The organism is Rudaeicoccus suwonensis (genome assembly GCF_007829035.1).
Classification (GTDB): domain Bacteria; phylum Actinomycetota; class Actinomycetes; order Actinomycetales; family Dermatophilaceae; genus Rudaeicoccus; species Rudaeicoccus suwonensis.
Map to the genome: position 1 here is coordinate 394600 of NZ_VIVQ01000002.1, position 25105 is coordinate 419704.

The following is a 25105-nucleotide window of genomic DNA, read 5'->3' on the forward strand; positions in this document are numbered from 1 at the left end:
CTCACGGTCGGTCATACCGCCACCTGCCTCGATCCACGGTACTTACTGAAGTAACGGCGATAGCACCCCGGGGATTGCGCCGATATATTTCAGCCGGTCGCAAACGAGCTTTGGCAAGTTCCATACGCATTGGCGACGTCACTTACTGTGCCGATAGCATCCGCGACATCGCTTGCGAAACCTAGAAATGAGGCGAATCCGGCGGCATTGAGGTTGCCTGCTGCCGTTGAGATTGCCGAGACTGCGTTAAGTGTGGACGATGCGGTACCTGGGATGCTTACGGCGGCTTGCGACCCCGCGAGGTTTTCGGCCGCGTTGAAGCACGTCAGGTACCCCTTTATTGCTTGGCATGATGTTGCGTCAACAGACCCACACGCGTTTGTGGCTGCTTGTACGACTTGCCCGTAGCCTTGTGCGACGGTCGACCAAGGCGTTGCGGATCCGTCGCAATTCGGGCTGACAAGGTCGGCTGCGGAGTCGGAAACTGTTGCCGCTCCGGCAGTGGAGTAGTACTCGTCTGCGTCAACCGCGCCGCAAACATGGGATGTGGACAGTAGGGAAGAAGCGGTCGTTATGGTCCAACCCGACCATCCTGTTAGCGCTGGGACAGGACCGTATGCCCCGTTAGGATCTCCCCAATACACGTCGTATGCCTCTACTGCGCAGCCCGCAGTGTTGGTCCACATCGACTGCCAGTCGCATGCCTCGACGGCACGAGTCGACATGTTTGTGATAGACCCTGTAATTTCTAGACCCCCGATGTTGACACTGGCACCGACCGAGCCGTTATTGAGGTTCGCGTTGAACATCTTGATGACCTGCCCGGGAATGTCATATACCGTGACCGCAGTGTTCGCTCCGGTTATAGTGACGTTGTCGAGTTCAGTCGAAGATCCGTCAAACAACAGGCCGCCGTATTTGAGTTCGAAGTTGCTTCCAGCGATGGAACCACCAGGATCAACCTCTATACCTTCTGTGCCGCCTGGGTTTCCTGTGCCAGTTGTTCCACCGACGGAGTTGTCGTCTCCTGATGTATAGACGATCGGGTTGTCCGACGAACCGTTAATGGACAGCGAACCTCCAGACTGCACATCGAAGCCAGCTGGATGTCCTGCGTCGGTACATGGCTGACACCAGCCATTGTAGTAACCCTTGATCACCGACCCGGCATCTATCGACACCTGAGCCCCCTGGGTGATATCAACTTCATCTCCCCACGCATTGCTGATGCTCAACAATGCCAGTGGAAGTTCCGACGTATTGATGTTCCATGCGCCACTCAATCCGCCCGCCACCCCGAAGGCGTTGATCGCATTCCCAACCGCTTGGTTGCCGGATAACTGGTTCTGAAGGAGATCCGGCCCCTCAATCTCATACGCGATTCCTGCAAAATCGTCCACGGTGTTGTTTGTCACTATGGGCGCGACTGCCGTCTCGTTTGGCTCCGGTAGCACGGTAATTCCAACCGTGGCCAATGGTGAGGTGGTGCTGTAATTGAAACTTTCCGGAATGCTGGCGACAGTCGTGCCGGTTATCGCTACGGATTCGTTGGATTGAGAGAATATTTGCCCCTCATAAACCGTTGAGTGCGTGATCGCGAGTGAGCCGCCCTGATTGTAAATTTGCCCGTATTTCAAGTTCAAGGACGTCGCGGCAAATTCGCTACCGGTTTCGAGGAGAATACCGTCGCCAGTGTTTCCAATACCCGAGGTAGAAGGGGCACCGGTACCGGTTGTCCCGCCCACTGTATTGTCGTCTACGGCGGTGAGAGTGATCGGCCCGGATGCGTCACCGTTGAAGTTCAACGAGCCTCCTGCTTGGACATCGAAGTATCCATAATTCCCACCGCCGACACACAGGTAAGACCAGCCGGTGGGGTAGGACTTCATTACGACACCGGGTGCGATATTGACTGTCGCCTGCGGTAGTACGGATAAAGATTGAAACGACCAGTTGCCCGAGTTGACGGGCAGGAGCGCGGTAGGGATTCCTGCAGGGCTGATGTTCCAGATACCGTTAAGTCCCCCCGACAGCCCGAGTGCATTGATGGCGTTCCCCGAAGCGGCGTTTCCTGTCACGTCACTTTGTTGCATTGACGGTTCAGAGACTGAGTATGCGATGCTGTCGACGTTACTCACTGTATTGTTGGTCACCGTGGCGGTATCTGCGGCATCGGTTGAAGCGATAACTTGAATCCCAGGTCCCTGGGCTGAGGAGTTGCATCCGCCGAACGTTGATGGTGCGTAAGAGACCGTTGTCCCGGTGACGGTGACGGGTTGGTCGCTTTGCGAGGCAATGTCACCGTCGTAGACGACGGAGTTGGATACCGCCAAAGTGCCACCATCGTTGGACAAGGACTCGTACTTCAAGGTGGTTCGGCTCAAATTCGCTTCGCTGCTTGGTGCGACCAGATCAATTGCTGGGGCGAGTGAGGAGGCGATTGGTTGTCCTGACCCGGTGGTCCCTCCAACACTGTCGTCGTCTACGGACGTGATGACTACGGGCGAGGGATCGGATCCGATGGCGTTCAGCGATCCGCCGGCATCAACGGTGACCGCCGACATCCACCCGGGTTCGTATTTGACTGTGGTGCCTGCTGTGAGGTTAAGCGTGGCTCCTTGCAGGACTTCTATGTCTCCTGCGCCTCCCCACGCAGGAGAGTATGTTCCCAACGCGAGTAACGGCAGGGTCGATGGAGTGAGTGTCCATACGCCGCTCAGCCCTGATGAGATGCCAATCGCATTAAGTGCATTGTTGCTGGCGGTGTCACCGGATACGTCGGCTTGCAGGAGGGCGGGCTCGGTTATTTCGTACGCAACGCCGGTCACGCCCGTGACGGAGTCATTCGTGATGACTGGGGTGACAGCGTTTTGTGTGGCTGCCGTGATGCTGATTCCAACGGTGCCGTTCGTGGCCGGGTCCGATGCATAGTTGATGGTGGTCGGGGTGTAGGCGACCGAGGTGGCGGTGATTTCCACCGGCTGGTCCGTGTCCGATGAGACGGTCCCGTCGTAGATGGACGAGCCGGTTACGGATAGTGCGCCGAAATCGTTGCTGATTCCGGCATACCTGAGGCGCAGGTCTGAGATGTCGATGACTGCTGTCGAGCTCGTCGTGTCGATGGCTGGGCTGTTCGACGCTGCGGGGTCGCCCGAACCTGTGGTTCCACCTGTGGTGTTGTCGTCGATCGAGGTCATCACCGCTGGGCTGCCACCGGTACCCGACACGGTCAGGGTCGCATCGGCGGAGACGCCGATTGGTACTTGTGAGTTGGACGTGTATTTGACGATCGTTCCCGCTGTGATGGTCAGGGATGCACCGGGTGCAATCTGCAGTCCTGCGGGGTCGATGATGTAGACGCCGGCACATGCTGGCCCCCATACCATGCTGCCTGTCAGAGTGCCCGAGAGGTGTTTCTGTGCGACATAGCTTCCAGGAGTACAGGGGGCTGTGTAGGTGAATTGATCGACGGGGACGATCGCGCTGGTGCCTGCCGTGGTCGTGACCGTGATGTTGACCGGAGAGGCTTTGGTCGCTGGAGGTGCTGTGACGGTTAGTTCCGTGTTCGAGACCGTGGTCAGCCCGGTGCCGGCAGTTTGTCCGAACATGACCTTCGAGGCTGCATTCAGGTTGGTGCCCGTGATCGTCACGGTAGTGCCGCCTGCAACAGGTCCAGATGCTGGGGAGATTTGCGTGATTGCTGGCGCTGCGGCACTTACAGTGAGCGTGAGGCTGCGTGAGGCGGATGTACCGGCCGAGTCACTCGCTGTAACGGTAAATGCACTGTTACCGGGTGTTGTGGGCGTTCCAGTAATGACACCAGTCACGGGATTGATGGTCAATCCGGTGGGAAGCGTTCCGTTCGTGAGTTTCCAGTTGAATGCCCCTGTCCCTCCGGTGGCGGTCAGACCTGCGCTGTAAACCGTTCCGACGGTGGCAGCGGGCAGCGCCCCGGTAGTGATTGTGATTGGACCGGGAGGAGCGGCATAAGTGAATTGATCGTGGGTGGAGATCGCAGATGTGCCTCCGATTGTGGTCACTTGGACGTTGACCTCGCTCCCGGTGGTCACGCGGGGAGAGATGACCTTCAACTGAGTTGGAGACACGACACTGATGCCTGACGCTGCGGTGGTGCCGAAACGGACTGTTGAAGCTCCAGTGAGGTTGGTTCCGTTGATTGTCACTGCCGAACCGCCAGAAGCCGGACCTGAGGAGGGCGCAACCCCTGTCACCGTCGGCGCTGGGACTCCAGTCACCGCTCGGACGGCACTGATAGCTGCGGATGCTGTAGTGCTTACAGGGACGTCAATCCGAAATAACCACCGTCCTGGGGACGGTGTCGCAAAAGTTGCTGTCCACCCTCCTGTCGACGACGTAGTACCTCGTGCAAGCGTGGTCCACGTCGATGACCCGTAGGGTGCTCGCTGCACCCAAACAGGGCGAGTCGTATGCCCACTTCCAGTTTTTACATTGACCGGAACCCGGATGACCGTGCCGACGGCTGTCGAGATTGATGCGGTTTGCCACCCTGTGATTGTCGTCGCCGCTCCCTTGATCCCCACGATGGCACGGGTGGGCGAGAGATATCCAGCCGCCGTGGTGGTCGCCGGGACGTAAAGGCGATAAGCCCACCTAGCGACAGAGGGAACGGTCACACTGGCGATATATGAGCCCCCAGCGGCTGTGGTCCCGTTCGCGATCGTCGTCCAAGACGATGACCCGTACTGTGCCCGCTGAACCTGGATGCTGCGGGCCGAGTAGCCCTCTCCTGTCTTTACTTTCACCGGAAAATTGAAGGTATAACCGGCCGGTGCTGACGAACTAGTCGTCGACCAGCCCGACACACTCGTGGAGACCAGAGCCGATGCTGGAGCCACCAGACCAAGAGATATCAGCAGAAAAGCAACTACGGTCACCAGAACACGTCTGCACATCAGGCTTCCCCTGCCTACATAGCCAGCATCGTGCTCACAGAACTACCCAGTCGCCGACAGCACCCGTGGCAGGCGAAAACCAGTCATGGGTAGTGGTCGAACCGTTGGTGCCTAAGACCTGATCGTGGCCGTCCAAGAGCGCTCGACGACGCCGAGGTGTTCATATTCTGGCGGGTCACTCACGCCATGGGCAGCGCCAACGCAAACGTGGGCGGTACGAGTGTTTGCCCTCTGAGCTCAGGGAACGTTGCTCTCGGCTAGAGCCGCAACAAACCTCGGGCATTGAGGACGATGAATCCCTGATCGATTGGTGCCATCATCGGGGGTGTGGGCAACGAGGGGTTGGGGGGTTTGCTGCGTGAGCTGCGGACACAGGATGGGCTGCGCCAAGAGGACGTAGCCACGACCCTGAACATCAGCAGGTCGTCCCTGGCGAACATGGAGGCTGGTCGGCACGTCGTCACCACTGACATCCAAGCCCGGTTACGTGTCGCATATCCGGCGTGGGCTCCGGCCCTAACCAGTGGCCGCTTCATCGCATCGGCGGTGAGTGACAACTCCAGCTTCGTCGTAGACAACCTGACGATCGCTTACATCTTCCAAGAATCCCGTTCCCCCAGCGAGATCATTCAAATCCGAAAGGTGCGAGCAGTCCGCGCTGGAGCAGAGCGGTATTCACTCGGCCTGAAACGCACGGACGGGCAGAGCCTGACCGCCGACACTGGGATCTTGTGGGGCGGGTTCCTCGACGACGTCCCCAGTAACGGTTCCGGTGAGCTGGTGACAACCGTCAACTTTGGTCGCCCCCTGCGGCATGGGGAAACACACGAGTTCGCGGTGCGATCCTGGGTTGAACGAGACGCCGAACCATCGTGCGATCTCTTCTTGACGATGACCCGACCCACTAAGACCGCGTCGCTGCACCTAGTGTTCGCAGGAAAACGCGCACCAGGCCAGGCGTGGTCCTACGGCCCGATCCCACCCGATTCCGACCCACTGTCCAGCACCGATCCCGCGGCCAACCTGCTGGAAGCCACCCCCGACGGGAACTTCTCCACCGCGTTCGAAGCGCTCAAACCAGCACAGCAGTTCGGCGTGTCGTGGGCGTGGTGAGGCAGTAAACCCTGATGCCGCGCGGGTTGGCAGTATGCCTCGCGCAGATATCGGTAGGCGGGAAGAATCGTCGGCGTGCTCCACGTGGGGGTGCATCACCGCGAAAGGCTCGTCATCATGCGCGCAGATACCCAGTGGCGTCGCCTGTTCACAGCAACCGCAGCAGCGTTTTTCTTGGCGATCGCGGTCATCGGAGGGGACTGCCCCAGGTTTGGTTGATACTCGGGGTTGATGGTTCTCAGGCCGCGTCTGCGGCCGCGTAGATCATTTCAAACTCGACTGGGGTGAGCTTGCCCAGGGCTCGCTGACGACGCCGGCGGTTGTACTTTGTTTCGATCCAGGCCACGATCGCGAGGCGTAGTTCCTCCCGCGTGTCCCAGCGGCGGGTGTTCAGGACGTTCTTCTGCAGCAGCGAGAAGAACGACTCCATCGCGGCATTGTCGCTGCTGGACCCGACACGGCCCATCGAGCCGCGTAGGCCGTTGTTTTTCAGCAGCCGGAGCACCTTCTTCGACCTGAACTGGCTGCCCCTGTCCGAGTGCACGATCGTGTTCTCGGGCGAGCGCAGCGCGATCGCGTTGCGCAACGCTGCGGCCGCGAGGCCCGACTTCATGCGCGAGTCGATGGAGTACCCGACGATCTTGTTGGAGTAGCAGTCCTTGACCGCGCATAAGTAGAGCTTGCCCTCGCGGGTGGGGTGCTCGCAGACGTCGGTCAGCCAGATCTGGTTCGGCCTGTGTGCGGCACCGACGAAGTCGTGACGGACCCGGCCGTGATCGCCGACGGTCGCGAGCAGGTCATCGTGCACAGCGGGGCCGGGCTTGCCCGATGCGCCCCGCCGGCGGTGGTGGGAGGCGAACACGCCTGCGGTCGAGCACAATCGCCACACACGGTTCTCGGATGCCGCGATACCGGCGTCGGCGAGCTCGTCGGCGATGAACCGGTAGCCCAGGGTGGGATCGTCCTGATGGATCTGGTGGATCACGTCGATGACGTGCGCGTCGTCCCAATCACGCTGAGACACTGGGTCTTTGAGCCACTTGTAGTACCCCTGGGTGGAGAGGTCGAGCACCCTGCACGCCACCGCGACCGGCACCCTGACCCTTGAGTCGGGGGCACCGGTCGCGGCCACCTCACGGACGAGCGGGAAGACTATTTTCCCGGCAGGTTCGCCTGCGATAGATAGGCCGCTGCACGGCGTAGGACCTCGTTCTCCTGCTCCAGGAGCCGGATCCGCTTGTTCGCCTCACGCAACTCGGACCGGTCGATCTCGGTCAGACCAGGACGGTTGCCGTCCTGGATGTCGGCCTTCTTCATCCAGTTCGACAAGCAGCCTTCGGAGATCCCGAAGTCCTTCGCGATCTGCTTCAACGGAGCATCACCCTTGCCAGCGACAGCCACGACATCGTCGCGGAACTCCTTGGGGTAGGGCTTGGGCATAGTGACATCCTTCCAGCGAGGAAATCCTCACAGGTCAGGTGTCAACCAAAGTCTGGGCAGACCCAGTGCTCTGCGCCATGAAGGTGTCGTCGTGCCCGGGCGGGGCCGCAGCTGCCGCAGCCAGGGTGGCCCGCAACTGGATCCACCGCGTCAACGCGCAGGCGGTGCAGGTGAGGGTGTGCTGGCCGCGTGGGAGGACGACGGTGTGCCCGTGTCCTTCTTGGTCGGTTTTGCTGACCGGGATCACCCAATGGAACCCGTCATGGGCGTGCCAGGAAAAGTCTGCGATGCGGGCGTCGACGAGTTCGGAGCGGCGCCGGCCACCGACGAACCCCGCCAGCAACAAGGCGGTGTCGCGGGTGGCGATCACCCCGCGTGGCCACGTCGTCGACGCGGTCGCGGTCAACATCAGCCGCAGATCCGGCAACGACAACGGTTGCGCCTGACCTGGCATCGCGGTCTGCCGGGCGGGAGCCTGACGACGCCGCGCACCAGCCAGGGCGTTCCGCACCACCTCATCCGCCCCCGGTGGTGGCAAACGGTGGGCGCGGTGGACGGCGTCGATCGCCGCGACCCACCGTTGCAGCGTCGCGGCCGCGTGCGGTTTCGACCTGCCGTGCTCCACCGTAGTGCCGTACTGCGCCACGTATTCCGCGACCTGAATCGGCGCCGCCGGCAACGAGCTCGTCCCCTGCTGGGCGCACCAGGCCTCCCAGCGACGCCAATCGGCGGCATACGCCCGCCGGGTCCGCTCCGACCGAGAGTCCCCGACCAACCCGGTCAGGCGCTCTGACAGCACAGGAGTGTCCGGGACCGGCGACAACACTGGAATCACCCGTCCCGGATGTTCCGGATTCGACAACCTCATGGCTGACTGCACATGGCCAGGAAGCGGTCTGTCAGCCGTGCTACCACCGCGTCGACGTCGGACGTGAGTTCTGCGGTGGTCGCCTGGGTGGTGCGTCTGAAGTCCTGGTCCGTCAGGATCGGCATCATGGTCCATCCGGGATCGATCGCTTTGGCACCGGCCAGGCCGGTAGCTGCGACGCCCAACGACCACGACCCGTGGAACTGCCGAATGCGCGCCCACGCAGCGGCCCCGGCCACGACGATTCGCACGCCCTGCACCAGATGGTCAGGAAAGAGGGTCTTCTGCTGCCCATCCTTCTTCGACAGACGCGAGTGATACGCCCATACTCCCCCGTCGTGCCGCACCCCGAATTCCGCGGTGCCATCCAGGCGCGACCGTTGCTTCTCATCATCCGTGAGTCCGGCGAGTTGGTCGTCGTCGCCGAGCGACGCATATGACGCCAGCACGCACCCAGCCCCGCGGACGCGGAAAGCAGTTAGGTAGGAGGACAGCATGAGTTCGCTGGTCTGGACTCCGGCGCATCCAGCCAGATACACCGTGTGGGCTAGTTCGCGGTCAGCGTCGGCTGCTACTGCCGCACTCGAGGCTCCCAGAGGGATCGCGACCGCGAAGAAATGCGCGTTGCGTCCTTCCTCGGTCGCAAGAGGGTCGTGGGCGATGAGGTCGTTCAGGCGACGGTCGGCGACCTCGAGGTCTGCTGCTCGGCTGGCGTGGTGTCCCCGCACTTCACTGTCGGACAGGTAGCGCTTCGTCGCGTGACCGCGGCCGAGGTACTTCCCGTCGACCATGTGTGGTGCGGCCGGGCTGACCGGCACCTCGACCACCACGTACCCCAGCTGCGGGTCGTCCTGCTCGTCGGCCGGGATGAAGCGTGGTGTCACCGGTAGCGGTGGCTGGCACTGGGTGAGCGCGATCTGCTCAATCCGCTCCACCACCCCGGCCTCAACCTGAAACGGTGCCAGGGCGAAGGATCGGGCGGCTTTGTCCTCGCTGATCCCGAAGACCACGGTGCCGCCGTCCAAGGCGAACTGCGCCAGATCCCGTGCCAGTTCCTTGTTGGTGCCTCGGGAGGACCCCTCCACGATCACCTTGGCCTCGCGGTAGTGGTTCTCCTCGAAGTCCCCACGAGCGATCGCAGCTCTCAGATCGGCCTCAGAGGCGTACATCGACATGAAACGAGCATACGACCACAATCGGGATAAGTACGATTATCGAGAGTAACCGTCGGGGCTCGTAGGGTCGGATTTTCAAATACCACGAGGTAAATTCGTGCAGACGGAAAACCGCACAAAATATCCCCCGTGCTCCTCAAATAACCAATCAAGACTCGGCGGCAGCTCCGCCAAAAACAACGATCTCTGATTAGCGTTCCCACTCGGCTGAGATTCGAAAAACATGGCATCACGCGCGTTGAGGGCTCGAGTTTCGACCGCCTCACGGCTGGCACCGACGGTCTCACGGTCAGGCATTAAGCGGATTGGCACCGCCACCATTTTCTGCTACGCCGTGCGCGATGTTAAGGGCTTTCTGGCATTCCACTGTGGGAATACGACTGAACTGGCTGAATTTGTAGTTGGGCCTAGCGTAACTACGCCATGCCATTCCAGCCAATAATTGCCAAAGGTTTTTGGTGGGCCAGGAAAAGGTGAAATGCGCCGCCGCATCAAGCTTGGAAAGCGTGACATCGAGACCATAGGTGGTCGGGGTCACGACGATCGCGGAACCGTCGCAGTTGCTCGTGGGATACCGGGCCTGAGTTAATGCTGCGAACTCGACGCGACGCTCGAGAACGTTGATAAGTAGTGGGCCGAAACAGTCTTCTCCACGCTCCGTCGCCGTGCGCCCTACGGTGATGCGGGCCAGTTCGGTGCGGACCTCGGCGATTGAAGCGACTCGCTGCTCGCAAGATATGTCGGCGAGGTACCGGTTGAGGACATGCGCGAAGATCGCAGCCTCTCCCGTGTGGTACGCCGAGAAATAAGCGTTGATGCCATTGCGATGTGCTGTGAATTCGAAGTCGTTGAACGCACCCCTCGACGTCAGGTCTATCGTGACCTTGGAGCCGTCTCGTTGTGCGACCGCGTAAATCGGGAGTGCTTGTTGTTCTGTACTCATGACCCTCCTTGATCTCGCTTCTTGTGTGGCTTCTGCCTCGGAAAGGCGTGTCCAAGATGTGCCATGTGGTGGATGGTCGTGATGACCGATGAAAGATCGAGGTGCTGACGTACCGGCCTGCCAGGTTCCACGAGGACGTCCGATCTGACCGATTTCCGCACAGTTGCCGGCTGAGATCAGCGATGCGCGCCGCACTCCGCAGACGGCAACTTGCCGCATCAACAATTTCGCGATGAGAGCGATCGCCGTTTCCACCGTAATCGGGCTCTTCATACCTGCGGTGGGGGTAGGTGTTCGGGGTGGGTGAGTCCGCCGCCGATGAGGAGCATGCGTAGCCGGTAGTTGTGACGGTTGCGGAAGCCTCGGGCGACGCGGCGGTGGAGTTCGATGAGGCCGTTGATCGCTTCGGTGCCTCCGTTGTTGGCGCGGCCGGTGGTGAAGTAGGCCAGGAATGCTTCTTTCCACCGGTTGAGGGTCTTGCCGAGACGGCGGATCTCGGGGATCGGGCAGTTGGGGAAGGAGTCGAGGATTTTGGTGGCGATGGTGCGTCCGGTAGCCAGGTCTTCGGCGGCGTAGGCGCTACGCAGTTGCTGGGCGGCTTGCCATGCGATGGACACTTCTTCGTGTGCCTCGTGCGCGTTGATGGCCGCGGTCAAGCGGGCTTTCTGCTTGTCGGTCAACCGGTCGGGGTTACAGCGCAGGATGGTCATGATCGAGTAGAGCGGGTCACCTTTGCGGCCGCGGTGTCCGAGGGTGTCGTGCTGCACCCGGCGGCGCACGTCATCGACGGCGTCAGTACCAAGCTTGACGACGTGGAAAGCGTCCAATACGGCTGTAGCGTCTTCTAATTCGTCATCGATTGCGTTCTTGTACCCCTGGAACGGGTCGAGCGTGGCGACCTTGATGTGGTCCCGGAACGTGTGGTTGCGGGCCTTGAGCCAGTCGGCGTACACGACCCCGGATCGGCCGGGTACCAGGTCCAGCAGCCTGGCCCGGACGCGCCACTGTCCTTTGTTCTTCCCGGAGGTGACCTGGTGGCGGGTCAGGTCGACCATCCCGGTCAGCTCTTTGGGTCCCCGCTTGATGGTGGATACGTGGTGCCAGATGTGCTCGTCCACGCCTAAGGTCCTCACGCCGTTGAACCGGGTCGGGTCCGCGTCCATCGCTTCCAACAGCGGCTTGATCGCCGACCAGACGGTGCGCCAGGTCGTGCCCAACTGCCGCGCGATGCCCTGCACGGAGGCGTTCTCGCGGCGGATCAGGCGGATCGCCCACCAGCACGCCCGAGTGGTCAGCAGCGCCCGCGGCGCGGCGACCCGATCGTCCTGCTCAGTGAAACCCTTCGTCCCGCAGGAAGGTTCGCTACAAGACCACGTCCGCTTACGCCATCGAACTCGCACCGGCCGCCCGAACGACGGCGCATCGATCAGTTCGTGAACCCGACGGCCATGACTCTCGGCGACCACCCCACAGGCGGCACAGCCCATCAGCCCAGCCGGTGATTCGACCGTCACGATCAGCCCGTAGTCACGTTCGCCGACATCGGTCACGTGCAGGCCAGGTAAGCCGACCAATAGGTCGCACCGGGCGCAACACGAGCCAGCAGAGCATGCGCGGGCACACCCGCACCCCGTAGGGTCAGACATCGTCGAGGTCCTTGAGATCAGAAGAGGTAGAAGACCTTCCGATCCTCAGGGACCTCGACCCTTCACCAGCTCAAGCCACCCCTCGGCTCGTCGCGCTCACCCCCACCCCAAATACGAAGAGCCCGTAATCGGCAGACGCGGAAGTTCATTTCTCAATAATAAAATCCGTATTGACACAACGTTAAATAGGTGGCGAGCGCCTTGTGCGACAGCGACGAATTATCTAACCGCAATGCGCTGTCTTCGCTGCATCTCGACACTGGGCTAGAAGTTTTGAGCCATATTCGTGAAGCGACTGTAGTGACCCTGGAACGCGACGGTGATCGTGTCAGTGGGGCCGTTTCGGTGCTTGGCCACGATCAAATCTGCCTCGCCCGCACGCTCGGACTCTCGGTCGTAGGAATCTTCACGATGCAGCAGGATCACCATGTCGGCATCCTGCTCGATGCTGTTGTGCGCAGCGATGCCGTTGGCGATGAAATTGTGCGACCCGACCACCGTGGCGTCGAAGACTTCCTCGATCCCGTCGACCTCAATCGACACCACGGTGTCCCAGAAGATGTCGTTGACGCAGAGGAGTTCCAACTCCGCACTGTCGAGCACCTGTGCGACTTGGCCGAGACGCTCGCGCGACGGCGAATGCTTCCACAAGGCCGACCCGCAAAACTGCGTTCCCATCGCGGCGGCGAACTCACGATGCGTCATACCTCGCTCGGCCATGACGCCCTTGACCGTGTCCCACACCTGGGTCGGCACGGTGTCGACATTGGTGTTGGCGGTGACCTCACGAACGATCGCGAGCAACCGAGCGGCATTCTGCGCACGGTCACCAAAGACACCGATCTCCTGAAGAAACCTGCGCTGGCTGTCGGCGCCAGAAATGTCGATCGTGTAGCCGTCGCGGTAGCCCGCCTTGCGAGTCACCTTGGTGCGCGTCGAGATGCCGAAACGCAGCAGCAGCAGGCTCAGGTCGTCCACCAGCCGACGCGATGTGGACGCGTAGTAGATCCGACCGCCGCGGCCGGTCTTGTTCACCGTCACCGACCCGTCTGTCGCCCAGATGTGTTTGAGGAACAATGCGATCTGCCTCTTTGAGGCGTGAAACAGCGATTCTGGAACGAACTTTTCGTGACTGCGCAAACCGAAAAGGCCCAACTCGTCCAGCCACTCGGCGATCGGGTTGCGCACCCCGTGGCCACGCTGGAACGGAGCTCGCAACCGCAGCGTCGACACCCGGGCGGCCGCATAGTCATCGCGCACCGCAGCGACTCCGAATCCGACCAACGCCGCCTTGGTCACAGCAGCGAGATTTTGTTCGTCGATGCTGGCGTAACGGATCGGCTGCCGTCGAACGAACGACCCGTCGCCGATCATGTGCGCCAGCAGGATCAGTTTCTCGTCCGAATCCCACGGCTCATGCAGCTGTGGCGCCGGCACGTGGCGTGGCACAGCAAGCCGCTCACCTGTGCGCAAATCGCCCAGTGCAGCCCACCCGCCATACGTGAGAAAGCGGTGATTCTCGGTGGCGCGCACCGTCTTGCCGGACGCCAGCGCCATCTTGAAAACCGGCCGCACCCCCGTGCGGAAGGCATGGGTCAGTGGGCGCACGACATACCGCAACGAGTCGTCCAGAGCCCAGATCGGCACCTCAGTCTCACCGGACGCCGCCAATTCGCCGATCGACACCTCGGCACCGGTGTCCGCCCTCAACAATCGCGTGTCGGCAGTGAGGCAACCGGATTCGCGAAGGTCGGACATCTGCGGACGCTTGTCGGTGCGCTGCTCCGGACCACGGTTCAACTGCGAGATAGCGATGACCGGAACGTTGAGTTCCTTTGCGAGCAGCTTCAGCGCACGCGAGAATTCCGACACCTCCTGCTGACGGGACTCCACGCGTTTTCCGGAGGTCATCAGCTGCAGGTAGTCGATGATGACGAGCTTGAGGTTGTTGCGCTCTTTGAGCCGCCGACACTTGGAGCGGATCTCCATCAGCGACATGTTCGGCGAATCGTCAATGAACAGAGGCGCATCCGCGACTTTGCCCATCGTGGTCGCCAGTCTGGTCCAGTCTTCGTCGCGCATCGTGCCCTTGCGCATGTGCTGCAATTGAATGCCACCTTCGGCGGACAAAAGGCGCATTGAAATTTCGGACTTGCTCATTTCGAGCGAGAAGATGGCGCTCGCCATACCTGCCTTGATCGAGCACGCACGCGCAATGTCGAGGCCGATCGTCGAGTTGTGGGTCGGGATCATCGCCCGGCTCGCGAGATACAGATGCGAGTCGTTGTCGACCTGCACGCAACGCACCGGCACCGACGGAATCGGCCGGACGTCGACGATGAATTGCGAGTTGCGGCGCTGGAAGGTGCGCGAACGCAATTCTTTGTGCAGCAGCTTCTTCCGGTCGAGCCAGAAGACATCTTCGTCCGTCGAGAACGTCATTGTGTACGCCGTCGACGACTCCTCCGAGCGCCCGTTGACCCGCTTTCGCGAGGCACCGAACCGCAGCCCCAAGGACGCCAAGAGGTCCTGCACATCATCACGAAGCCGCGGACTCGTGGTTGTGAACTGCACGCAGCCACTCGCGGTCACTGTGCCGTCCGTATCCAGCAGACCGGCAAGCAGCGCCCACCGCTGATCGGCACTGGCGCGCAGGTACGACACCGGTATGTGCTTGTTGCCGAGCACCCCAAGCGTCCGCAGCCGCCCCCGCACCGAGCCGTGCCGGTCGTGGCACGCCTGGCATCGACGCATCCCGGACGAGGGCGCGCCGCAGTCAGGGCAGCTGGGTGCGACGGCGTACCCGATCCCCTTTGCCCGTCCGCCACAGCTGCGACCACATGTGCGCACCTGAGAGGTCTGAGGGACGAAGTCCGCACCACAGACGACGCAAAGCCGTGACGCGACTGCCTCGGTGGGAAGTCGCAGGGAGTACCTCATCGTCGCCTTGGTCTTGGTGACCCTGACGCCCTGGCTCTCCAACAACATGACCATCTGGTCATCGGCACTGGTGATCGTCGCCTGGTCGGTCGTGCCGTCCCCGAGCCATGCCCCGAGAACATATGGCGGCACCAGCGCGTCAATCTGCGGCAACTGCAACGGCTCGGTCAACCGGACGCTGTGATTGAGCCGGGCCTCCTTGGTGCTCGTGCGGAGGGTGGCTGCGATTTCGGCGGTCGTGCGAACGGCGGGCTTGATCCGCTGCGTCCTAACGCTCGCCAGGCTGCAGCGAGCTTGTTGTTCGGACCGTCTGCTGGCCCGGGTATCCGTCAGCCACTGATGCTGCTCGTCAGCGACGATCACGGTGCCATCCGCGAATTCGACCTCGTAGCAAGGGCGCTCGTGCATCACGTCGGTCGCGGCGACTACGGTCGTCGGGCGTCCATCGGCTCCGATCAGCTGGTCGCCGACGTGCACGTCACCCATGGTCGTCCAACCCGTGGGCGTCGGGAGCGGGGTGTCCAGCGCGAGGGCCTTGCCGACGGCAGGCCTCGCCGCAATGACAATCATCTGTCCCGGGTGCAAACCGTTGGTCAATGTGTCCAAATCCGTGAATCCGGTCGGCACACCGGTCATTTGACCGTTGTTGCCACTGGCGGCATCGATCTCGTCGGCGGTCTCGGCGATGATGTCGCCGAGCCGGACGTAGTCCTCGGTCTCCTTGCCGGCCGTCACTCCGAAGATCTCGGCTTGCGCCGCGTTGATGACGTCGACAACGTCGCCGCCGCCGTCGGCATACCCCATCTGCACGATGCGGGTGCCGGCGTCGACGAGCCGGCGCAGCACAGCACGCTCGGCGACGATCTCGGCGTAGAAACCGGCGTTCGCCGCGGTCGGAACGCCCTGGATCAGCTCGTGCAGGTAGGCCTGCCCGCCGACACGCTGAAGCTCACCGCGTTTGGTGAGCTCGTCGGCGACGGTGATCGCGTCAGCGGGCTCGCCGCGGCCGTAGAGGTCGATGATCGCTTCGTAGATGAGTTCGTGGGCCGGCCGGTAAAAGTCGCGGCCGTCGACAGACTCCGTCGCTGCAGCGATCGCATCCTTGGACAGCAGCATCCCGCCGAGCACGGACTGCTCTGCCTGGACGTCCTGCGGGGGCAGCATGCCACCTCCGCGGCGGCTGTCGTCCTCGTAGTCGCCGGGGAACTCAGCGATCGCCACGCATGCCCTCCTGGAGCCTGGATTCGAACATGTGTCGATTGCATCACCAGGCACTGACAAGGCCACATCGACACCGAAAGCGCCACGCTAGATCCCGGCATCGCGACGCGCCAAACGTATGCCGCAGGGCCATGTGGACAAGCTGCGGACAACGTGTGGACAGGTACCTCATGCAGTGTGCACACCCTGGGGACAATCCTGTGGATAGCGCGCGGCCGACTCGATGATGGGGTCGCTGACCTGCGGAAACACCATCCAATGAGTGTGGAGGAAAGAAACTTTGCCAGTCCGGCGGCCCGGAGTTACCCACAGGTCGTCCGGTCAATTGTCAAGTCACTCGTACCTGTCGGCGTGGCGCTGGACGCTCAGTTCACACCAGGTGTGTGGTGCCAGTTCGGTGCGTGGTTTATCGGACGAGGCGGTTGGTGGCTTGCAGGACTTGTAGGGCTTGGGCGGGTCCGGTGATGGTGGCGGTGCCGGGCAGGTTGGCCCAGTCCTGGTCGTCGACGGAGAACTGTCCGGAGTACACGACGGTGGCGCGGGTGGTGACGGTGCCGGGGTGGGTGTAGGTGTGGACCAGGTCCCCGCCTGGGTATCCGCCGCCGGTGCTGGTGGCGGGGCCGAGGGTGGTGCCGTCGCCGAGGGTGATGGTGGTGGTGTGGAAGACGGGTCGGATCCGCACGGTGTGTCCCAGCAGGGTGGTGGTGCGGACTTGCCCGGGGCCGTACCCGCCTGCGGGGAAGGTGGCGGTGAAGTAGGTGGGCAGGTTGACCAGGGTCCGGTTGCCCACCGGTTCGATCCTGATGACTGGTGCGGTGAAGGGGGTGCGGTCGAATTCGGACTGGATCATCGCCAGGGTGAGTCGTGGTTTGTCGATGGTGTTCGGGACCAGGTTCGGGTAGCAGGTCTCACCACCGGCTTGCCAGTCTCCGTGCGCGTTGGCGGGCAGGACGGTGCGGAACCGGATCCGCACCAACGGCCCGGTCGCGTTCGGCATGCCATCACAGGAGGTGTAGGCCTTGGTGCACGCGGCGACGTCTTCACCGCCGATGTTCGCCGGGCACGCCAGCACGGTTTGGTACTCCAACGGCACCGTCCGCACGACGGTCCTCTTCCCGTCTTTCACCCGAGCCCGTTTCTCCGTCGGCAGATCCCGCGTCTGCCTTTCAGAAAGACCGATCTTTGCACCGTCACCACCGGTGGTCCCACACACGCCGAGTCCACACTTGCCAGTCCGCTCGACGGCCTGAGCGATCTCCGTGCCGCTGCAGCACACGGCGATGAGTGCTGTGACCACTCCGATCGCCCGTAATTTCATGTGAGATCCGCGTCCTGGTCGATCTTGATCGCGGAGCATTTCCAGCCTGTTTCTGTCCAACTGAGATAGAAAACGAGACCCAAGTTCTTTTCAAATGGATACTTGTTCACGACCACATCTTTGGCGTTCAGCACGTTTATGGCGTTCTGGTCAACCACCGCCTCGATAACCATCCCTGACTCGAACGGCAGCCGCGCTGCGTAGTGAAAACTCGCGGCTGGAGCGGAATTACGTTCTCCGTCCTTTTGAAGGCTTGCCACATTCCCTTCGTAGTTCGCGCAGGTCTTGCAGGAATCGAGCGCCAGAGGCTCGAGCACACCGGTCCTGGGACGGAGGCCGGTCTCGTTGATGAGGTCGACGTAGTGCTTTGCGAACGCCTTCGCTCCGGCCTCGGTGTGCTGACGGGCGGCTTCTGGCACGCCAGGCGCGCCCGCAGCCGTTCCACTCGAACTCGGTGACGCTGACGCGCTCGCCGAGGGGCTTGTCGCCTTCGACGCGGCCGTGATCACCGGCACCGACGAACCGGCCGTCTCGCTCGAGGACCCTCCACAACCAGCGACCCCGACCAGGCCGACGATCGCGACACCAGCCATCACGACACGTGACGAAACCATGCACACCCTCCTGAGAAATTCCTGAGTCCTCAGTATTGTGCGCGATCACCGCCCCGAACGCGACCCCAACATCCCAAGACTGTGCACAACGCGGAGCCGCACGTCGACCGACCAGCCCACGTCCGCGACCACGCCCCGGCATACAAAACGGCTCCGGCCACCCCTCAACGGGGCAGCCGGAGCCGTCATACGGAACCGAGCGGTGGGCTACGCGGCGGACCTCAGCGCAACGTGCCGTAACTGGACGGAGTGGTCCAGATCGTCTGGATCTGAACATCCTGACCGGGACGCGGGGACGCGATCATCATGTTGTTCCCGAGGTAGATGCCGACGTGGTAGGCCGGGTATCCGAAGAACACCAGGTCACCCGGCTGCGGGTTGTTCGTCGAGCGCATGTAGGCCTGCTGAGCGCTGGCCGTGCGCGGGATGTAGAGCCCCGCCTGGGCGTAGACGTATGACGTCAGACCCGAGCAGTCGAAGCCCTGCGACGGGGTGGAGCCACCCCATACATAAGGAATCCCGAGGTACTGCTTGGCGATCGCGACAACCGCACCGATACCCGTCTGATTGCCCACCGGCGTCGGGTTCGGCGTCGGCACCGGATTGTTCGACGTCCCGCACGGGAACCCACCCAGGGCGCTCCATGTGGCTGCGTCGACGGCCCCACTGACCGGGATGCCCTTGTCGTACTGGAATGCCTTCACGGCTGCCAGCGTGAGCGGGCCGAAGACACCGTCGGTGGTGAGGCCACCCAACCGTTGCTGCGCGGTCTGCACGAGGGTGCCCTCCGCGCCGTACCGCAGCACCGACACCGAGCAACTCGGAGTCGGCGTGGGAGTCGGTGTGTTGGACCCACCCGGGAAGCCGCCGAGTGCCGCCCAGGTGAGCGGGCCGACGATGCCGTCCTGTGTCAGACCCTTGCTGCCCTGGAATGCAAGCACTCGCGCCTGCGTCAGCGGCCCCCAGATGCCGTCGGTCGTGAGACCGCCGACCCGCTGCTGCACGACCTTGACCAGTGACCCTGTGTCGCCGTAGCTGAGATAGACCACGTTCTGGTTGACTGCCGCCGCTCGCACAGACGCGGAAACATGGCTGCCGCCGGATTTCGCAGCAGTGCTGTGTCCCGACCCGGGAGCGGCGTATGCCGGTGCCGACGCCATCAGGCTTGCCGCGGTCGCCGGCAAGCTGAGCACGGAGCCGGTCAGCACAAGACCTTTTCGTGACGTCACGGCAGGCGCGAGCTTGGCCGTCAGACCCGGCCTTGCTCTGCGGTGTCGTGGAGTTGTAATCGTGGTCATCGGACCCTCTCGGTAACTCGTTCCGTGTAGTTACGCGCATGTTGGGGATGCCGATCATCACCGGCACCTCCGGGTCGCCTGCTCCTTCCCCGAAGAGGCGTCTGCACGATGAAGCACTATGCCGTTGACTACCTACGTAGTGAAAGACGCGATTTGTGAGCAGGGATGGGCCAAGGCGTCTCGTGGGGCTAATGTGACTGGTGGGGCAATCGGTTCGCTATGTATGACGATGCCGGGTTCCCGCGTCGTTCCGGCAAATTCGAGGGTTTGGCCAGATCTGTTACCACGCCGAGGAGCGTTGACGTTCGAACGACACGCCGAATGAAAGTTTTTCTCGCAAGAGTCTCAGATAGTGAGATCGGTTCGGATTTCTGTCGCACCGTTCGCCGAACCCACTGTGTGTCATCGTACCTGCTGATCGCCGAAGGGCGTTGAAAATGCTGCGGATTCACAGCTGGGGGTCTCTTGGTGGCAAGACGGTCGTCCAGTCCGGCCGGCTCTCGCGCCAGGTGAGAACTGTGTCTGCAGGTCCTGTAGTGACCTGCTTCCACCGCCAGAGTGCTCCGCGGCCACGACTCATCCGACGATGACGGCCATGAGGCTGCACCTCCGCGGCAGCACGACGGACGTCGGCCGGGGTCCGACGTACGGCTCCTGTCCTACAGTGACCAGCGATGCCCACCGCACAGCCACCCGGCGCAACAACCGACGATTCCCCGCCGACCGGCATCCACCGCGAGATCCTCCGCCTGGCCGTACCCGCCTTCCTCGCCCTCGTGGCCGAGCCGCTGTTCCTGATGGCCGATTCGGCGATCGTCGGACATCTCGGCGTCAACGAGCTCGCCGGCCTCGGGGTCGCCAGCGCCGCACTGCTTACCGCCGCAAACATCTACGTCTTCCTGGCGTACGGCACGACCGCACTCGTCGCCCGACAACTCGGTGCCGGCCGCCAGGCCGATGCCATCAGCGCGGGCGTCGACGGCATCTGGCTGTCCATCGCCCTAGGCCTTGTCACCACGGTCGTCGTCGCCATCGCAGCCAGACCGATCTGCGACGTCTTCGGTGCCGGTGCTGCCGCCGCCGACCAGGCCACCACCTACCTGCGGATCAGCGCGTTCGGCATCCCCGGGATGCTGGTCATCCTCGCGGCCACCGGAATACTCCGCGGCTTCCAGGACACCCGGACCCCGCTGCTGGCCGCCACCATCGGTTTCACGTGCAACATCGTGCTCAACTTCCTCCTGGTGTATGCCGCAGGTCTTGGCATCGCCGGGTCTGCACTCGGCACGGTCATCGCGCAGACCGGGATGGCACTCGGTCTCATCTGGGTGGTGCTGCGCAGGGCTCGGCGACTGGGCGCATCGCTGCACCCGCATCCGGGACGCGTCCTGGCAGCAGCCGTCTTCGGCATACCCCTGCTGGTCCGCACCCTCGCCTTGCGCGCCGCGATCCTGATGACTGCGTGGGTCGCCGCCGATCTGGGCGACGTGCCGCTTGCTGCCCATCAGGTGGCGATGACGATCTTCGGCTTCCTGGCGTTCGCCCTCGACGCCCTGGCCATCGCGGCGCAGGCGTTCACCGGCAAGGCACTCGGCGCGAACGACATTGCCGGCACCCGCGCAGCAACCCGGCTGATGCTCTGGTGGGGATGGTGGATGGGCGTCGTCGTAGCCGTGCTGCTGATCGGCACGCACCGTCTGCTGCCGTTGATCTTCAGCAGCGATCCCACAGTGCGACATGCGTTGGGAGCCGCGCTGCTGGTCGTGGCGGCGATCCAGCCCGTCGCCGGCTTGGTCTTTGTCCTTGACGGGGTGCTCATCGGAGCCGGCGACGGCCGCGCGCTGGCGTATCTGCAAGTCGCCGTCACGGTTGTCTTCGTGCCGATCCTGTGGGTGGTGCATGCACATGCGGCGGTCTTGCGCTCCGACGGTGCGTCATACGCACTCGTGGTTCTGTGGTGTGCTTTCGGTGCGCTCATGGTGCTGCGGCTGATCGCTCTTGGCTGGCGGGCGCGCGGCGACCGCTGGCTCGTCACCGGCGCCTGACCCGGCACTTCCAGGCAGGCTCCTCGTCGAACGCGATGAGGGTACATGGAACCGCTGCGTCTCCCCGCGATATTCGACACCAGGGCGCCTATCGCCACCACCACCACAAATATCCGCCGCCCCGGCCCCGCACATTCGACACCAGGGCGCCGATAACCGCCCCACCGTCGAATATCAGCCGGCTCGCCAATCCCACGCGCGACGGCGCCCCACGGACGAATGTCCGTGGGGCGCCGTCGACGAGCGAACTGTCAGTGACTACTTCGCAGCAACCACGTCGAGCTTGAGGGTGGCCTCGACCTCGGGGTGCAGCCGAACGTGCACCTCGTGGTTTCCGGTCGACCGGATCGGCGTCGCGACCTGGATCGTGCGGCGGTCGATCGAGCCGGCACCGGCCTCCTTGACCGCGTCAGCGATCTCGGCGGTGGTGACAGCACCGAACAGACGCCCGGTGGCACCGGAACGAGCTGTGACGGTGACCGACTTGGCCTCGAGGGTGCCCTTGAGGGACTGCGCGTGTTCCAGCGACTTCACGGCGCGCGTGGCGCGAGCCTTGATGATCGCGTCGACCTGCTTCTGGCCGCCCTTGGTCCACGGCGTGGCCAGGTTGCGGGGCAGCAGGTAGTTGCGGGCGTAGCCGTCCTTGACGTCGACGACGTCACCGGGCGCACCGAGGCTGGGCACCTCGTGGGTCAGAATGATCTTCATCAGCGTTTCTCCTTGTCGCCGGCTCAGCGAGCCGAGCTGGAGTAGGGCAGCAGGGCCATTTCGCGGGCGTTCTTGACCGCGGTGGCGATCAGACGCTGCTCCTGCACGGACACACCGGTCACCCGGCGAGCACGGATCTTGCCGCGGTCGCTGATGAACTTGCGCAGCAGCGCGGTGTCCTTGTAGTCGATTGCTTCGACCTTCGCCGCCTTCAGCGGGTTGGCCTTCTTCTTGGGCTTGCGCACAACGGGCTTGGCCATCGTGGTGCTCTCCTTAGATTGTGATGAGAGCCCGAGCACCGCTCGGGATGGGGTGATTCGAAGGTGCCGCCTCGCTCGTGAACCACGGGCGTGGCGTTGTTACGGGGTGCCGACTCAGAACGGAGGCTCGTCGTAGGACGGGCCGGTGCTCCAGCCGCCGGCGTTGCCGCCGGACTGCGGAGCCTGCTGGCCCCCGCCCTGACTGCCGGCGTTCTGGCTGCCACCGGATGGCCCACCGGTCGCCCACGGGTCGGACTGCTGTCCGCCGCCGTAGCCACCTTGCTGACCACCGGAGTACTGGCCGCCTTGGCCGCCGCCACCGAAACCGCCCTGACCGCCGCCGCGCTGGGTCTTGTTGACCTTCGCGGTGGCATAGCGCAGCGACGGACCGACCTCGTCGACGTCGAGCTCCATCGTGGTGCGCTTCTGGCCGGTCTCCTTGTCATCCCACGAGCGGGACTTCAGCCGGCCGGACACGATCACGCGCGAGCCACGGGTGAGCGACTCGGCGACGTTCTCCGCCGCCTCGCGCCACACCGAGCAGCGCATGAACAGCGTCTCGCCGTCCTTCCACTCGTTGGACTGGCGATCCATGAATCGCGGTGTCGATGCCACCGTGAAGTTGGCAACCGCGGCCCCGGACGGTGTGAACCGCAGTTCCGGGTCCTGGGTCAGGTTGCCGATGATCGTGACAACGGTGTCGCCTGCAGCCATGTCGGGTATCCCCTAGATCGTTGGATCAGGCATCCACGCGCAACAGCTTGGTGCGCATGATCGACTCGTTGAGGGTCAGCTGACGGTCGAGCTCCTTGGCGGTAGCCGACTCGGCAGTCATCGTCACAACGGCATAGATGCCCTCGGACTTCTTCTTGATGTCATAGGCCAGACGGCGACGTCCCCAGATGTCCAGGTTGTCGACGGTTCCGCCGTCCTTGGTGACGACCTTGAGGAACTTGTCCAGCGTCGGCTGGACAGTGCGCTCGTCAAGCTCGGGGTCGATGATGATCATCAGTTCGTACTGACGCATGCGTTAACCCACCTCCTTTGGTCTCAAGCGGTCACGGTCTTTCCGTGACAGGAGGGTTGCAGCGTTGTTCGCGCCCGCCTGCCGGTCATCACCTGGTTGGCCTGACCGACACTCTGCCCGGAGGCACTGACAACGTGCAGAAGTTATCCACACATCGGCACAGCAGACATCGAACCCGGGTGAGTTTATCCGCGATCGAGTCGTCGGCGTTAATCGGCCAGAGCGGGGACGTACGTCGCGCCGGAACGAGGGGGCGCCGGTTGGTACGGATTCAACGGATCCCGTGGAAGATCGTCGGCGGACTCCCACGAGGCCCAGGCGATGCCGACATACGCCACCATCCGCAGGACGACGAAGAAGCTGTATGCCGCACCCGGCAGCGCCTTCGCCGGATTCGACGGTCCGGCGATGTACATGAACACCATCGCGAAATACACGATCTCGACACCGGCCCACATCAGATGGTCGCGCCACCGGGTCGCGGTGAGGGCCAGCAACGGCAGCACCCACAGACAGCACTGCACCGACACCGACTTGCCGGTCAGCATCACGATGACCAGCAGCGTCAGCGCCAGGGGCGCCAGGCGGGTCCGCTCGACCGGCCGCCCGGAGAGATAGAGCCCGGTCAACACGGCGGCGACCCAACCCAGGATGGCGATGATCGACAGCGCCGCCGACCCAATGGTCCCTCCGGCGATCTGCACGAGATACCCCAGCGAGCCGTATCCTGCGCCCTGGTGCCACCACGAGCTGTATGGCGCAAACGGGTTGCCGCCCAGACCGTACGCGAGCGCGATACACAGAACGATCGCGCCTGCTGCACCCGCGAGGAGGCGCACGATCGCGTCATGCGCCCGGTCGCGCTGGGCGATGAGCACCATCGCGAGCAAGATCACCAGCGGATACGTGCGTGCCATGGTGGCGGCACCGATGAGCACTCCTGCAGCGACGGGGTGCCGGCGCGCCCACGCCGCCATACCGAGCGTCGCAAGTGCCACACCGAGGACGTCGAACGACAACAGGGACGCGGTGATCAGCACCGGGCTGAGCGCCACATGCGCGGCCAGCCACGGGGTGCCGCGCAACATCGACGCGGTGGCGATGGTGGTCGCGGCGATGAGCAGCACGATGATGACCGCGCTGATCGCGAAGTAGATCTGCTGCTCCGACAGCGAACTACCGCTCGGGGTCAGCTGTTTGACGATCCACGACAGCACCGCGGTCAGCACCGGTTGAGTGCCGCCCTGCCCGAACGAACTCCACGGCGTGCCACCGTGCGGGCCCTCCGCGCCGACGGGCAAGTCGCTGTAACACTCCCGCCACAGTGCGCCGGTGCCGCCCCAGCCCGAGCGGATGCAGTGGTTCTTCTGCGCCACACCGAGCGCAACCATGACCGACGCCAGCGCCGACAACACCGCTGCGGCATACGTCCAACCGCGGCGGCCGACCGCAGCAAACCGGCCCACCGGACCACCGACGATCTGCGAGGCGACGAGGGCGGGTTCTTCGCCGCGGCTGGGCGTTGTCAGGCGGGTCTGCGCGGGCACGGCTGCGA

At 63.1% G+C, this 25105-nt stretch carries 17 protein-coding genes; 2 read left to right on the forward strand and 15 right to left on the reverse strand.

Annotated elements, in window-relative coordinates; genetic code table 11:
- Positions 1-89: 89 nt before the first annotated feature.
- Positions 90-4934, reverse strand: coding sequence for a beta strand repeat-containing protein (locus BKA23_RS13070; protein ID WP_145229160.1), 4845 nt, complete (start codon positions 4932-4934; stop codon positions 90-92).
- Between the two features lie 327 nt (positions 4935-5261).
- On the opposite strand from BKA23_RS13070, the gene BKA23_RS13075 reads away from it, so the two are divergent.
- Positions 5262-6047 carry a helix-turn-helix domain-containing protein gene (locus BKA23_RS13075; RefSeq protein WP_170226518.1) on the forward strand — a complete coding sequence of 262 codons (786 nt, stop codon included), beginning with the start codon at positions 5262-5264 and terminating at the stop codon, positions 6045-6047.
- Positions 6048-6285: 238 nt separating this feature from the next.
- Here BKA23_RS13075 and BKA23_RS13080 read toward each other — a convergent pair.
- From BKA23_RS13080 to BKA23_RS13120, 9 genes are all read right to left on the reverse strand, one after another.
- Positions 6286-7487 (reverse strand): IS3 family transposase gene (locus tag BKA23_RS13080; RefSeq protein WP_246104650.1). Its coding sequence is split into 2 segments (ribosomal slippage): positions 6286-7206 and positions 7209-7487, totalling 1200 coding nucleotides; the frame shifts between segments, so codons are not numbered across the junction.
- Between the two features lie 34 nt (positions 7488-7521).
- The gene (locus BKA23_RS13085) at positions 7522-8286 is read right to left on the reverse strand and encodes a site-specific integrase (RefSeq protein WP_145229162.1); all 765 of its coding nucleotides are present in this window, start codon (positions 8284-8286) and stop codon (positions 7522-7524) included.
- 65 nt (positions 8287-8351) lie between these two features.
- Positions 8352-9530 (reverse strand): AlbA family DNA-binding domain-containing protein, encoded by a 1179-nt coding sequence (locus BKA23_RS13090; protein ID WP_145229164.1) that lies wholly within the window; start codon positions 9528-9530, stop codon positions 8352-8354.
- 289 nt (positions 9531-9819) lie between these two features.
- Positions 9820-10473 carry a hypothetical protein gene (locus BKA23_RS13095; protein WP_145229166.1) on the reverse strand — a complete coding sequence of 218 codons (654 nt, stop codon included), beginning with the start codon at positions 10471-10473 and terminating at the stop codon, positions 9820-9822.
- 269 nt (positions 10474-10742) lie between these two features.
- Positions 10743-12119, reverse strand: a complete 1377-nt coding sequence (locus tag BKA23_RS13100; RefSeq protein WP_246104651.1) for an ISL3 family transposase — start codon at positions 12117-12119, stop codon at positions 10743-10745.
- 264 nt (positions 12120-12383) lie between these two features.
- Complete coding sequence (locus BKA23_RS13105) at positions 12384-16223, reverse strand: replicative DNA helicase (protein WP_145229608.1); 3840 nt, start codon at positions 16221-16223, stop codon at positions 12384-12386.
- Positions 16224-16686: 463 nt separating this feature from the next.
- Entirely contained in the window at positions 16687-17406 is a 720-nt protein-coding gene (locus tag BKA23_RS13110; RefSeq protein WP_145229170.1) for a hypothetical protein, read from the reverse strand.
- A 188-nt stretch (positions 17407-17594) separates the two neighbouring features.
- Entirely contained in the window at positions 17595-18212 is a 618-nt protein-coding gene (locus BKA23_RS13115; protein WP_145229172.1) for a DUF6318 family protein, read from the reverse strand.
- A gap of 221 nt (positions 18213-18433) precedes the next feature.
- Positions 18434-19441, reverse strand: a complete 1008-nt coding sequence (locus tag BKA23_RS13120) for a C40 family peptidase (protein ID WP_170226519.1) — start codon at positions 19439-19441, stop codon at positions 18434-18436.
- A gap of 743 nt (positions 19442-20184) precedes the next feature.
- Here BKA23_RS13120 and BKA23_RS13125 point away from each other — a divergent pair.
- Positions 20185-21555: an MATE family efflux transporter gene (locus BKA23_RS13125; RefSeq protein WP_145229176.1), complete on the forward strand. Its 1371-nt coding sequence runs from the start codon at positions 20185-20187 to the stop codon at positions 21553-21555.
- 258 nt (positions 21556-21813) lie between these two features.
- On the opposite strand, the gene rplI is transcribed toward BKA23_RS13125, so the two are convergent.
- The 5 genes from rplI to BKA23_RS13150 all read right to left on the reverse strand — a co-directional run bounded on the left by rplI (position 21814) and on the right by BKA23_RS13150 (position 25097).
- Entirely contained in the window at positions 21814-22263 is a 450-nt protein-coding gene (gene rplI / locus BKA23_RS13130; RefSeq protein WP_145229178.1) for a 50S ribosomal protein L9, read from the reverse strand.
- A gap of 23 nt (positions 22264-22286) precedes the next feature.
- A complete protein-coding gene (rpsR, locus tag BKA23_RS13135; protein WP_145229180.1) occupies positions 22287-22523 on the reverse strand; it encodes a 30S ribosomal protein S18 in 237 nt (78 codons plus the stop codon).
- A 114-nt stretch (positions 22524-22637) separates the two neighbouring features.
- Positions 22638-23237 (reverse strand): single-stranded DNA-binding protein, encoded by a 600-nt coding sequence (locus BKA23_RS13140; RefSeq protein WP_145229182.1) that lies wholly within the window; start codon positions 23235-23237, stop codon positions 22638-22640.
- Positions 23238-23262: 25 nt separating this feature from the next.
- The gene (rpsF, locus tag BKA23_RS13145; protein WP_145229184.1) at positions 23263-23550 is read right to left on the reverse strand and encodes a 30S ribosomal protein S6; all 288 of its coding nucleotides are present in this window, start codon (positions 23548-23550) and stop codon (positions 23263-23265) included.
- Positions 23551-23759: 209 nt separating this feature from the next.
- On the reverse strand, positions 23760-25097 hold the full coding sequence (locus BKA23_RS13150; protein ID WP_145229186.1) for a hypothetical protein: 1338 nt from the start codon (positions 25095-25097) through the stop codon (positions 23760-23762).
- Positions 25098-25105 lie beyond the last annotated feature (8 nt).